The sequence below is a fragment of the Escherichia sp. E14S1 genome, assembly GCF_004211995.1.
Classification (GTDB): Bacteria; Pseudomonadota; Gammaproteobacteria; order Enterobacterales; family Enterobacteriaceae; genus Escherichia.
The window spans coordinates 55,323-67,817 of sequence record NZ_RHJQ01000029.1 but is presented as its reverse complement, the minus strand read 5'-3'; the positions used below and the strand labels follow the sequence as shown (position 1 = coordinate 67,817).

Annotated in this window: 14 protein-coding genes and 1 riboswitch; of the genes, 8 read left to right on the top strand and 6 right to left on the bottom strand. The window is 50.7% G+C overall.

Annotated features, from left to right (window positions below; genetic code table 11):
• Positions 1–609 (top strand): protein-disulfide oxidoreductase DsbI (gene dsbI, locus D9734_RS21645; RefSeq protein ID WP_130210464.1); only part of this gene is annotated, 609 nt, incomplete at its 5' end.
• Between the two features lie 47 nt (positions 610–656).
• Here dsbI and ygiD read toward each other — a convergent pair.
• Complete coding sequence (ygiD, locus tag D9734_RS21640) at positions 657–1,445, bottom strand: 4,5-DOPA dioxygenase extradiol (protein WP_167852517.1); 789 nt, start codon at positions 1,443–1,445, stop codon at positions 657–659.
• 142 nt (positions 1,446–1,587) lie between these two features.
• Here ygiD and zupT point away from each other — a divergent pair, with 142 nt between their 5' ends.
• Positions 1,588–2,361: a zinc transporter ZupT gene (zupT, locus tag D9734_RS21635; RefSeq protein WP_001295627.1), complete on the top strand. Its 774-nt coding sequence runs from the start codon at positions 1,588–1,590 to the stop codon at positions 2,359–2,361.
• Positions 2,362–2,416: 55 nt separating this feature from the next.
• Here zupT and yqiD read toward each other — a convergent pair whose 3' ends face one another.
• Both yqiD and ribB read right to left on the bottom strand, forming a co-directional pair.
• Complete coding sequence (gene yqiD / locus D9734_RS23290; protein WP_165382779.1) at positions 2,417–2,587, bottom strand: protein YqiD; 171 nt, start codon at positions 2,585–2,587, stop codon at positions 2,417–2,419.
• A 263-nt stretch (positions 2,588–2,850) separates the two neighbouring features.
• Positions 2,851–3,504 (bottom strand): 3,4-dihydroxy-2-butanone-4-phosphate synthase, encoded by a 654-nt coding sequence (gene ribB / locus D9734_RS21630; RefSeq protein ID WP_113305203.1) that lies wholly within the window; start codon positions 3,502–3,504, stop codon positions 2,851–2,853.
• Positions 3,505–3,607: 103 nt separating this feature from the next.
• A riboswitch (FMN riboswitch) is annotated at positions 3,608–3,756 on the bottom strand.
• A 121-nt stretch (positions 3,757–3,877) separates the two neighbouring features.
• Here ribB and ubiK point away from each other — a divergent pair.
• Positions 3,878–4,177: a ubiquinone biosynthesis accessory factor UbiK gene (gene ubiK / locus D9734_RS21625; RefSeq protein ID WP_064529620.1), complete on the top strand. Its 300-nt coding sequence runs from the start codon at positions 3,878–3,880 to the stop codon at positions 4,175–4,177.
• A 34-nt stretch (positions 4,178–4,211) separates the two neighbouring features.
• On the opposite strand, the gene glgS is transcribed toward ubiK, so the two are convergent.
• Positions 4,212–4,412 carry a cell surface composition regulator GlgS gene (gene glgS, locus D9734_RS21620; RefSeq protein WP_130210460.1) on the bottom strand — a complete coding sequence of 67 codons (201 nt, stop codon included), beginning with the start codon at positions 4,410–4,412 and terminating at the stop codon, positions 4,212–4,214.
• A gap of 266 nt (positions 4,413–4,678) precedes the next feature.
• Here glgS and D9734_RS21615 point away from each other — a divergent pair, with 266 nt between their 5' ends.
• The 5 genes from D9734_RS21615 (at position 4,679) to ibsE (ending at position 8,046) form a co-directional block, all read left to right on the top strand.
• Complete coding sequence (locus D9734_RS21615) at positions 4,679–5,308, top strand: OB-fold-containig protein (RefSeq protein ID WP_130210458.1); 630 nt, start codon at positions 4,679–4,681, stop codon at positions 5,306–5,308.
• 26 nt (positions 5,309–5,334) lie between these two features.
• Positions 5,335–6,996, top strand: coding sequence for a flotillin family protein (locus D9734_RS21610; protein WP_130210456.1), 1,662 nt, complete (start codon positions 5,335–5,337; stop codon positions 6,994–6,996).
• Positions 6,997–7,234: 238 nt separating this feature from the next.
• Entirely contained in the window at positions 7,235–7,294 is a 60-nt protein-coding gene (locus D9734_RS21605; protein WP_001387081.1) for a type I toxin-antitoxin system Ibs family toxin, read from the top strand.
• A 316-nt stretch (positions 7,295–7,610) separates the two neighbouring features.
• Positions 7,611–7,670 carry a type I toxin-antitoxin system Ibs family toxin gene (locus D9734_RS21600; RefSeq protein WP_104917541.1) on the top strand — a complete coding sequence of 20 codons (60 nt, stop codon included), beginning with the start codon at positions 7,611–7,613 and terminating at the stop codon, positions 7,668–7,670.
• 316 nt (positions 7,671–7,986) lie between these two features.
• Positions 7,987–8,046, top strand: a complete 60-nt coding sequence (gene ibsE / locus D9734_RS21595) for a type I toxin-antitoxin system Ibs family toxin (RefSeq protein ID WP_001387082.1) — start codon at positions 7,987–7,989, stop codon at positions 8,044–8,046.
• A 119-nt stretch (positions 8,047–8,165) separates the two neighbouring features.
• On the opposite strand, the gene hldE is transcribed toward ibsE, so the two are convergent.
• Positions 8,166–9,599: a bifunctional D-glycero-beta-D-manno-heptose-7-phosphate kinase/D-glycero-beta-D-manno-heptose 1-phosphate adenylyltransferase HldE gene (hldE, locus tag D9734_RS21590; RefSeq protein WP_130210454.1), complete on the bottom strand. Its 1,434-nt coding sequence runs from the start codon at positions 9,597–9,599 to the stop codon at positions 8,166–8,168.
• A gap of 47 nt (positions 9,600–9,646) precedes the next feature.
• Positions 9,647–12,487 carry a bifunctional [glutamate--ammonia ligase]-adenylyl-L-tyrosine phosphorylase/[glutamate--ammonia-ligase] adenylyltransferase gene (glnE, locus tag D9734_RS21585; protein ID WP_130210452.1) on the bottom strand — a complete coding sequence of 947 codons (2,841 nt, stop codon included), beginning with the start codon at positions 12,485–12,487 and terminating at the stop codon, positions 9,647–9,649.
• Positions 12,488–12,495 lie beyond the last annotated feature (8 nt).

Genomic DNA, 12,495 nt, shown 5'->3' with positions numbered 1-12,495 from the left:
ACAAATCTATGTACAGGCTCGTTGTTAATGGCCGTTGCGATGGGCGCGTTAATTATCCTGGCGCACTCTTTCTTCCAGATCTATCTCTACATGGCCCCCTGTGAGCAATGTGTATACATTCGCTATGCCATGTTTGTGATGGTTATTGGAGGATTGGTTGCGGCGATCAACCCGAAGAACATCATCCTTAAGCTAATTGGCTGCGTGATGGCATTTTACGGCAGCATCATGGGGCTGAAGTTTTCATTCAAACTGAACGATATCCACCATGCGGTGCATAACCCGGATCCCGATTCACTGTTTGGCGTTCAGGGTTGCTCTACCGATCCAACTTTCCCCTTTAACCTGCCGCTGGCACAGTGGGCACCAAACTGGTTCAAACCTACCGGGGATTGCGGCTATGATGCGCCAATCGTTCCCGATGGCGTCACACTGAGCAGTATGCAGCAGTGGTTTGTGGCGATGTATCAGCAATCTGAAGGCTGGTATCTGCTACCGCCGTGGCACTTTATGAACATGGCTCAGGCCTGTATGTTGGCTTTTGGTCTTTGCTTATTGCTGCTATTAGTGATGAGCGGCGCATGGGGACTCAAGCTGCTGAGAAAGTAAGGTAATGCAAACCGAAGCCAGAAATTGGCTTCGGTTTTCTTCATCTATTAACCTACCTGCACCGACAACATACTTAAACTGCCCATTTCTATACCATCGACCGGAATGGTAATTGGCTCCTGCCCATCCCATGCACCTAAAACATACAATAGCGGCAGGTAATGCTCCGGTGTTGGATTCGATAACGCGCCACCTTCATGGTCGAGATAATTCACCAGAGGATGCTGCTCCACCGGTCCTTGCCACGTCAGATTCGCTTTCACATACTCATTAAACGACGTCGCCCACGGATAGGGGGAACTATCGCCATGCCATTTCACCGTGCGCAGGTTATGCACCACGTTACCGCTGGCGACCAACATTATTCCTTCATCTCGCAGCGCTGCCAGTTTACGCCCCATCTCAAGGTGCCAGGCGGCGGGTTTGGTGCTATCAATACTTAACTGCACCATCGGGATATCCGCTTGCGGATACATCTTAATCAGTACGCCCCACGAGCCGTGGTCAAAGCCCCAGGCTTCTTTATCCAGTGTGACAGGCACTGGCGCTAACAGCTCAACCAATCGCTGAGCCAAAGCCGGTGAGCCAGGAGCCGGATAATGGGTGTCGTACAGCGCCTGCGGAAAGCCGCCAAAGTCATGAATCGTTGGCGGCGTCTCCATCGCAGTCACTCCTGTACCACGGGTAAACCAGTGAGCCGAAACCACGACAATCGCTTGCGGGCGTGGCAATGTCATCCCCAACTTCTGCCAACTGCGGGTATACAAATTATCTTCCAGCACGTTCATCGGACTACCGTGACCTAAAAACAATGCTGGCATACGTGTTGAAGACATGATGATATCCTTAACTAAAGGTGTCATTTTGATATCCTCACAATACGCTCGTTCGGCGGAGTAAGAACCCGGATAACGATGATGATCATCATCAGTTATTTTGACGATCTGCCTGAAGGTGAAGATTTATAAGGAGTTGTCGATGTCAGTACCTCTCATTCTGACCATACTGGCGGGGGCAGCCACGTTTATTGGCGCGTTTCTCGGCGTTCTCGGGCAAAAACCCTCGAACCGACTGCTGGCATTTTCGCTAGGGTTTGCGGCGGGGATCATGTTGCTTATCTCATTGATGGAGATGCTCCCTGCCGCATTAGCCGCCGAAGGAATGTCCCCCGTTCTGGGCTACGGGATGTTTATTTTTGGTCTGCTGGGCTATTTTGGTCTGGACCGCATGTTGCCGCATGCGCATCCGCAGGATTTAATGCAAAAATCGGTGCAACCGTTGCCCAAATCAATCAAGCGCACTGCTATTCTGCTCACTCTTGGAATCAGTCTGCATAACTTCCCGGAAGGGATTGCCACCTTTGTTACGGCAAGCAGTAACCTGGAGCTGGGCTTTGGCATCGCACTGGCCGTGGCTTTGCACAATATTCCTGAAGGTCTGGCGGTTGCGGGGCCGGTTTACGCGGCAACGGGGTCGAAACGCACCGCAATTCTGTGGGCGGGGATTTCTGGGCTGGCGGAAATTCTCGGCGGCGTTCTGGCGTGGTTAATCCTTGGTAGCATGATTTCCCCTGTGGTCATGGCGGCAATCATGGCGGCGGTTGCAGGAATCATGGTGGCGCTCTCCGTGGACGAATTAATGCCGTTAGCCAAAGAGATTGATCCCAATAATAATCCCAGCTATGGCGTGCTGTGTGGGATGTCAGTAATGGGATTTAGTTTAGTGCTGTTACAAACGGCGGGAATTGGTTGAAAACAACTTCAGATGTTGTCCAGCATGGACAACATCTGCAGGCATCGCAGAAGCACTACTCCAGCTTTTCTGCTGTCTCTTCTCTCGCACTGTTTAAGTATTTGTTTCTCGCTTCAAGCAGTGCGTCTCTGTCCTGGCGAAACGCCCGACAATAACGTTTCAAATGCAGGAAATACCCCACCACAACCAGCGCAATCAATACAATCCAGTACCAGGAGATAAACATCCTTTTTACCCTTAATATTTAACAATACCAAACATTTAGCGCATAAATTTCACATATCCATTTTCGGATATATTTATATGGTCGCATAATATCGGAACATTTATATGATTTTGATCATAATGAAAAAGGTTGTCTGATATTAGTGAAATTTACTCATAGATAAAGCGGTGAAATTTACATTCAGCAGGGTAAGGGCAAAATAAAACCGAAGCCTTCAACAGCTTCGGTTTCTTTGATTATCGCACCAGTTTTAGCAGTTATTTTCAGCTAGCTTTGCGCTCATGCGCCTGACGGTATGCAACCAGATCCTCAATAGTGACCAGCGCCATATTGTGTTTGTTGGCAAACTCGATGCACTCTGGCGCGCGGGCCATAGTGCCATCGTCATTAGTCAGTTCACACAGCACACCTGCAGGTTTAAAGCCTGCCAGCGTCATCAGATCAATAGTCGCTTCGGTATGACCGCCACGAGTCAGTACACCACCCGCCTGTGCGCGCAATGGGAAAACGTGGCCAGGGCGATTCAAGTCTGAAGGTTTTGCGCCATCGGCAATCGCTGCGCGAACGGTCGTGATACGGTCAGCGGCAGAAACACCGGTAGTCACACCTTCAGCAGCTTCAATGGTCACGGTAAAACCGGTGCCATAGGCGCTGGTGTTATTTTCGACCATCATTGGCAGATCGAGTTGTTTACGGCGTTCTTCGGTTATGCACAAGCAAACAATACCGCTACCGTGGCGAATGGTCAGAGCCATCTGCTCAACGGTCATGGTTTCTGCCGGGAAGATCATATCGCCTTCGTTTTCACGGTCTTCATCATCAAGCACCATCACACCGCGTCCTTCACGCAGCGCAGCCAGTGCATTTTCAACACGTTCGAAAGGCGTACCAAAAGAGGAAAGTAGCGTCTGATTCATGGTAAAAAAACCTCACTAAAATTATGGTTACCAGAATCAGGGCAGTCTTAGGAGTGGCGGCATATAGCCAAAATAACGTGAGCGGGTCCATGCCCGACAGAATCGTTACTCTCTCCCATCCGGACTCTAACCGTCGGCCCCGGAATTACACCGGATCTGCTGTCCTTTGAGTTTGCACCCAAAGCGCTCGCGGGCTTTCAACTGAGTTGATTTACCGCCGGTGGGGAATTTCGCCCCGCCCTGAGAATAAGCGGATTCACTATAACGCTAATGATTAACGGCAGCAACGCATAGGTTCACATAATTCTGGTTTATGACTTACCCTTATCGCACTACAATGGCACCAAACACCTATCAGTACAGGGAAACTACAATGATTGACCCGAAAAAAATTGAGCAAATTGCTCGCCAGGTTCACGAATCAATGCCTAAAGGAATCAGGGAGTTCGGGGAAGATGTGGAGAAAAAAATCCGCCAAACCCTACAAGCACAGCTGACTCGCCTCGATTTGGTAAGCCGCGAAGAATTTGATGTGCAGACGCAGGTCCTGTTACGGACTCGTGAGAAACTGGCGTTACTGGAGCAGCGCATCAGTGAACTGGAAGCTCGTAGTAATCCGGCAGCAGAAGTTCAATCTCCTCCCGCCATCCCGCCAGTTGATAAAGCAGAATAAAGCACCACAAAAACGGGCCTGACGGCCCGTAATCTCAATGTTCTAGTTCCAGTTCTCTTGACTGTGTCATTTGCTGGCAATACCAGGCATAACGAGCGCAAAACCAGGTTCTGTGTTCTTCATCCATATTACCAGTGACGGCCAGAATATCGACCGGTCGACCTTCAGCATTCATTCTGGCAAAACTACGCGCCAGGAAATCGAAATTATTTAAAGAATTAAGACCATGATCCATAAGCACATCCTCCGGTTATCGCATACCTTTTAAGGCCATATGCTTTTTCTGATTTCAGTATTCCTTAATCAGTGTAGTGCCTTTAAACATAACGTGCGTAAATATATTGTTTTGGATCACACTTTTTATTGAAAATAATTACAACGTTAAAAGACTTTCCCTTTTAAAATTTCACTAACGCATGTTATTATTAGCAAAGATAAATGTAAGAAAGGAAATCATACCATAGTAAACAATGCGTCACTGAATGGACGATGGAGTGACTGATGATTTTATTTGCCGACTATAACACACCTTATCTTTTCGCTATTTCCTTTGTACTTTTGATCGGCCTGTTAGAAATTATTGCTATTGTCTGCGGTCACATGCTCTCCGGTGCTCTTGATGCACATCTTGATCATTACGATTCCATAACCACAGGTAATATTAGTCAGGCACTTCATTATCTTAATATTGGAAGGCTACCAGCCCTCGTCATCCTCTGCCTGTTGGCTGGTTTTTTTGGCCTTATCGGCATCGTTCTACAGCATGCCTGCGTGACGGTCTGGAAAGCTCCACTCTCAAACCTGTTGGTGGTTCCTGTTTGTTTACTGCTCACTGTTATTACAGTGCATTATATCGGCAAGGCGATCGCCCCCTGGATTCCTCGCGATCATAGTTCTGCTATTACAGAAGAAGAATATATTGGCTGCATGGCATTAATTACCGGTCATCAGGCAATATCAGGCAGACCCTGTGAAGGAAAACTTACCGATCAATTTGGTCAAATACACTATCTATTACTGGAACCTGAAGAAGGAAAAAACTTCACCAAAGGTGACAAGGTATTGATTATTTGCCGACTTTCTGCAACACGATATTTAGCAGAAAAAAATCCCTGGCCAAATATATTGTAAATATTTAAACAAAAGGAAATTTAATAATGGATGATATCGTTAACTTAGTACCGTCATGGATGTTTATGGCGATTGTTGCCGTATGTGTTCTGTTTATTATCGGTATTATTTTCGCGCGACTTTATCGTCGGGCATCTGCCGAGCAGGCATTTGTTCGTACCGGGTTAGGCGGGCAAAAAGTGGTAATGAGCGGCGGCGCAATCGTAATGCCGATCTTCCACGAAATCATTCCTATCAATATGAATACGCTTAAGCTGGAAGTCAGCCGTTCTACTATTGATAGCCTGATTACGAAAGATCGTATGCGTGTTGATGTTGTAGTGGCTTTCTTTGTACGGGTAAAACCGTCAGTAGAAGGCATCGCCACTGCGGCCCAGACGTTGGGGCAACGCACTCTATCACCAGAAGATTTACGTATGCTGGTCGAGGATAAATTCGTCGATGCCCTACGCGCCACCGCTGCGCAAATGACCATGCATGAGTTACAGGATACCCGCGAGAACTTCGTGCAGGGTGTACAAAATACCGTGGCAGAAGACTTGTCGAAAAACGGACTGGAACTGGAAAGTGTTTCACTCACCAACTTTAACCAGACTTCGAAAGAGCATTTTAACCCGAACAACGCTTTTGACGCCGAAGGTTTGACCAAACTAACCCAGGAGACGGAACGCCGTCGTCGCGAGCGTAACGAAGTTGAACAGGATGTAGAAGTTGCAGTGCGTGAGAAAAATCGAGACGCTCTTTCGCGGAAGCTGGAGATTGAACAGCAAGAAGCGTTTATGACGCTTGAGCAGGAGCAGCAGGTTAAAACCCGTACCGCTGAGCAGAATGCGAAAATTGCGGCTTTTGAAGCTGAACGTCGTCGTGAAGCAGAGCAGACGCGAATTCTGGCTGAACGACAGATTCAGGAAACGGAAATCGACCGCGAACAGGCCGTCCGCTCAAGAAAGGTTGAGGCTGAACGTGAAGTTCGCATTAAAGAGATCGAACAGCAGCAGGTTACCGAAATCGCCAACCAGACGAAATCGATCGCTATTGCGGCAAAATCAGAACAACAATCACAGGCAGAAGCGCGTGCCAACCTCGCACTTGCAGAAGCGGTAAGTGCGCAACAAAACGTAGAAACCACTCGCCAGACAGCCGAAGCCGATCGTGCCAAGCAGGTGGCGCTGATCGCAGCAGCGCAAGACGCAGAAACCAAAGCGGTCGAACTGACCGTCCGAGCAAAAGCAGAGAAAGAAGCCGCAGAAATGCAGGCGGCAGCGATCGTTGAGTTAGCCGAAGCTACGCGTAAAAAAGGTCTGGCGGAAGCAGAAGCGCAACGTGCGCTGAACGATGCAATCAACGTGCTTTCTGATGAACAAACCAGCCTTAAATTCAAACTGGCGCTATTACAGTCGTTACCTGCGGTAATAGAGAAATCCGTTGAACCGATGAAGTCTATCGACGGCATCAAGATTATTCAGGTAGATGGATTGAACCGTGGTGGCGCTGCGGGGGATGCGGCATCAGGCAGCGTTGGTGGCGGAAATCTGGCGGAACAGGCATTGTCTGCCGCCCTTTCTTACCGCACACAGGCACCGCTGATTGACTCCTTGCTCAATGAAATTGGCGTTTCAGGCGGCTCGCTAGCGGCATTGACTTTACCCTTAACCTCAACAACTCCCGTCGCAGAAAACGTAGAATAAATTTTCATCTATGAACATCCCTGGCCCAAAAATCCGGGGATTTTTTATATCTGCGTTCCACTAAAAAGTGCAAATGATCAGTTTGTTACAGCGTTTTACGTGACCGCTCGGGGAAGAGAAAACTGTATCAGGGAAAGCGTTGCGCGGGGTCCGGCGCTAATCAACAATCGGGGAGTCAGCAAGGGGCTGAAACGGGAAAGCCCCTCCCGAGGAAGGGGCCTTACAGAAGGAAAGGGTTGTGATGAAGCTTGTCATCATACTGATTGTGTTGTTACTCGTAAGTTTCGCAGCTTATTAACAGCCAATCAGAGGGGGGAGAAATCCTCCCTCACCCTTGTCCCTTTACTCTAGGTTGAAAAAACAACAGCGTCAAGAAGGTTTCATTAACACACATCCCTGGCCCAAAAAGCCGGGGATTTTTTATATCTGCATTCCGCTAAAAAGTGCAAATGATCAGGTTGTTACAGCGTTTTGCGAGTCGACTCGGGGAAGAGAAATCTGTATCAGGGAAAGCGTTGCGCGGGGTCAGGCGCTAATCAACAATCGGGGAGTCAGTAAGGGGCTGAAACGGGAAAGCCCCTCCCGAGGAAGGGGCCTTACAGAAGGAAAGGGTTATGATGAAGCTCGTCATCATACTGATTGTGTTGTTACTGATAAGTTTCCACGCTTACTAACAGCCAATCAGAGGGGGGAGAAATCCTCCCTCACCCTTGTTCCTTTACTTTAGGTTGAAAAAAAATCAGCGTCAAGAAGGTTTCATTAACGCATATCCCTGGCCCAAAAAGCCGGGGATTTTTTATATCTGCATTCCGCTAAAAAGTGCAAATGATCAGGCTATTGCAGCGTTTTGCGAGTCGACTCGGGGAAGAGAAAACTGCATCAGGGAAAGCGTTGCGCGGGGTCAGGCGCTAATCAACAATCGGGGAGTCAGTAAGGGGCTGAAACGGGAAAGCCCCTCCCGAAGAAGGGGCCTTACAGAAGGAAAGGGTTATGATGAAGTTCGTCATCATACTGGTTGTGTTGTTACTGTTAAGTTTCCCGACTTACTAACAACTCATCAGAGGGGGGAGAAATCCTCCCTTACCCTTGTTCCTTTACTTTAGGTTGAAAAAACAACAGCGTCAATAGGTCTACCTGGCACGAAGCGAGATCTGTGAACCGCTTTCCGGTTAGCCTTTTTTATCCTGTTGGATCTTCTTGATGATGTTGGTCGTCGAGCAACCGTCTTCAAAGTTGAGCACCAGAACTTCGCCGCCGTTGGCCCAGACTTCTTTACTCCCGGCAATCTCTTCTGGTTTATAGTCGCCTCCTTTTACCAGCAGATCTGGCAGGATCCCGGCGATCAGGCGCTGCGGCGTGTCCTCTTCAAACGACACCACCCAGTCGACCGCTTCCAGTGCGCCCAGCACAATCATACGCTGTTCGAGCGGGTTAACCGGGCGAGAATCCCCTTTCAGGCGTTTGGTGGAGGCATCGCTGTTCACGGCGACAATCAAGCGGTCACCCAGCTTGCGGGCATTTGCCAGATAAGAGACATGCCCGGCGTGGAGAATGTCGAAGACGCCATTGGTCATCACCACTTTTTCACCGCGTTTACGTGCCGCCGCTACGGCCAGCTTCAGTTCCTCTTCGGTCATCACGCCAAAACCAGTGTCTGCACGTCCACGTACTGCGTTTTCCAGCTCGATCGGCGAAACCGTGGATGTCCCCAGTTTGCCGACCACCACACCAGCCGCCGCATTGGCAAAGAAGCAGGCTTCTTCCAGCGAATTACCAGCCGCCAGCGTTGCCGCAAGCACGCCAATCACCGTGTCGCCTGCACCGGTAACGTCATAGACTTCTTGCGCCTGAGTTGGCATATGCAGCGGCTCTTTACCCGGTTGCAGCAGCGTCATCCCCTGCTCGGAACGGGTTACCAGCAGCGCAGAGAGTTCGTAGTCGGCAATCAGTTTCATGCCGCGTTCAACAATCTCTTCTTCGGTTTTACATTTACCAACAACAGCTTCAAATTCCGAGAGATTAGGCGTTAACAGCGTAGCGCCGCGGTAGCGTTCAAAATCGGTGCCTTTTGGATCAATCAACACCGGAACTCCCGCTTTACGCGCCAGTTGGATCATCTGCTGTACGCTTGCCAACGCACCTTTCGCATAGTCAGAAAGCACCAGCGCGCCAATCGTACCGAGAGCCTGATTAATCCGCTCATGCAGCGGCTGCGGATCAACACCTTCGAAACCTTCTTCAAAATCCAGGCGGATCAACTGTTGGTTACGAGAAAGCACCCGCAGTTTAGTGATGGTCGGATGCGTCGGCACAGAAACGAAGTCGCATTTTACGTTCACGTCCGCCAGCGATTTACTGAGCGCGCGCGCCGCATCATCAATACCTGTCAGCCCCACCAGGCGTGCGTTTGCACCGAGAGAAGCGATGTTCATCGCCACGTTGGCCGCGCCGCCCGGACGTTCTTCGATGGTATTCACTTTAACCACGGGTACTGGCGCTTCCGGCGAGATACGGCTGGTGGGACCGTACCAGTAACGATCCAGCATTACATCACCAACCACCATCACTCCTGCACGTTCAAACTCTGGCAGCGTTACTTTCATTCCTGTCTCCTGAGAGATTCAAAATTTGCGCGCGATAATACCATATTTCATTCCTCCACCAGCCACTTCTGCCAGCTTGCCCGGACCAGTTCACGCTCTGCGGTGAAGTAATCCTCCGGCACATGGCCTGGCAACTCTTGTAATGCCAGATGATGAAGTTCATCGCGAAGCGTAGTGTAAGCACGGGTCAGCGCCATCGCTTCCTGCTCTTCCATAATGTCGTTTTGCGCCAGTAGTTCCAGAATGCGCACGTTGTCTGACCAGCGCGTTAACTTCGGTTTTTCATGGGCGTAGCGCAACACCAGATATTGGGTAATAAATTCGATATCGGTAATTCCGCCTTCATCGGCTTTGATATCAAAGCGATCGCGATGTTTATTGCCGAGATGGGCGCGCATTTTCTCGCGCATTTCCCGCACTTCTGTCTGTAAAGTTTTGCCTTCACGCGGCAACGTCATAATCTCCCGGCGTACTGCGTCAAATTGAGCGGTCAATTGTGGATCACCATATACCACGCGAGCACGTACCAGCGCCTGATGTTCCCACGTCCAGGCCTCGTTTCTCTGATAATCGGCAAACGCTTCTGCGGAAGTAACCAGCATTCCCGCCGCCCCGGACGGGCGTAGCCGTGCATCCACTTCGTACAAAATACCGGAAGACGTGCGCGTGCTGAACAAGTGCATAATGCGTTGCGCCAGACGCAGGTAAAACTGCCGCCCGTCGATTTCCCGCTCGCCGTCCGTCATTACATCCATCGGGCAATCATGGAGGAAGATCAGGTCAAGATCGGAACTGTAGCCTAACTCCCAACCGCCCAGCTTACCGTAGCCAACCACCGCAAAGCCTCGACCTTCACGTTCGTTCAGGTGGGTCGGTTTTCCGTAACGGGCGACCATTTGAACCCATGCCTGCTGAACGACGGCATCTATCATGGCTTCTGCCAACCAGGTTAAGTGATCGCTCACTTTCATTACCGGTAACGTACCGGCAATATCCGCAGCGGCAATGCGTAACAGCTGCGCCTGTTTGAACTGACGCAGCGCCTCAAGCTGTTGTTCTTCGTCATCTTCTGGCACGCGCAGCAAATACTGGCGCAATTCGTCGCGATAGGCATCCGTCGCTGTCGGCTGGTAGAGGGTGTTCGGATCGAGCAGTTCATCCAGCAATAATGGATAACGCGCCAGTTGACTGGCAATCATCGGCGATGCGGCACACAGAGAAATCAAATGCTTAAGCGCCGCGGGGAATTCACTGAGCAATTCTAAATAGGTGGTGCGGGTAACAATCCCCACCAGCAAGGCGGTAATGCGCGACAGCGTGACAGCAGCGTCTTCACGCGCACATACGTCACTTAACAAATGTGGCATGAGATGGTCGAGCACCTGACGCCCGCGCGGGCCAATGGTGCGCTTATCCAGCTCTTTGCGGAAATCGGCAATCAGCGTCAGCACCTGTTTGCGATCATCTTCGCTAAGATGCGCCAGCACTGGCGTGGTGTCATCTTCCTGCAATGCATCCTGCCACAGCTCACGCCACTGCTCCGACAGTGTCTCTTCCTGGGTTTCGCTTTCGTCGTCACCAATCAGATCGTTAAATACCCGACGCACATTAGCCATATGTCCGCCCAGCGCTCCGGTCAGTTGCTGCCAGTCAGCGAACTCCATCGCCCACGCCAGCCGCGCACGGTTAAGCTCATCTGCAGGAAGCGTCTGGGTTTGTTCGTCATTAATGCTTTGCAGCAGGTTTTCCAGGCGCCGCAGGAACAGATACGCCACTCGCAATTGTTCGGCATCTTTCTCAGAGAGCAGATGCAATGCCGCAATGGCGTTGAGGGTAGGCAATAATGAACGCGATTGCAGCGACGGCTCGCGCCCGCCGCGAATAAGCTGGAACACCTGGACGATAAATTCAATTTCGCGAATGCCGCCTGCGCCAAGTTTGATGTTGTCGGTCAAACCGCGGCGACGCACTTCACGGGCAATCATCCCTTTCATGTTGCGCAGAGACTGAATCACACTGAAATCGATGTAACGACGAAAAACAAACGGGCGCAGCATCGAACGCAATTCGTTAGCATAAGCGCCGTCGCTATCGCCCATAATCCGCGCCTTGACCATCGCGTAACGCTCCCAGTCACGCCCCTGCTCCTGGTAATAATCTTCCAGCGCCGCAAAGCTCAGCACCAGCGGGCCACTTTCGCCAAACGGACGCAGCCGCATATCTACGCGATAGACAAAGCCATCTTGCGTTGGTTGATCCAGCACTTTAATCAACCGCTGCCCCATGCGGGTAAAGAACTGAGCGTTGTCCAGTTCCCGGCGTCCGCCCTGCGTACAACCATGTTCAGGCCAGGCAAAAATCAGATCGATATCTGAGGAGAAATTCAGTTCCCCTCCACCCAGCTTACCCATGCCTAAAATCAGCAGCGGTTGCGCTTCGCCCTGCGCATTGCACGGCGTTCCCCACTCGCGGCAGCATGCGTCATACAACCAGTCACGCGCCGCAACAATCAGCGTCTCCGCCAGATGGCTGAGCTGCTGCAATATGCTCTCTTCAGTAACCAGTGCCAGCGTTTGCGCCCAGGCGATACGTACCATGATGCGCCGCCGGAATAGCCGCAGTTCACGCATTAACCCAGCCTCGTCACTCACGTTACTGAGCGCCTCCTGTAACCACTCGCCGTAATACTGCCATTCATCGGCTTGTGGCGGCTCGCTTTCCAGCTCCGTCAGCCACTCTGGATGCGCAATTACACTGTCCTGCACAAAATCACTAAAAGTAAGTACTGACTTCGCCTGTGCGCTAAGTGATTCCTTGGCTAAAGGCGCTGGCAGCCGCTCAACAACGGTCTGCCAGTACTGCTGTAACGGTGAAGAGAGCGGCTTCATAAGCGATT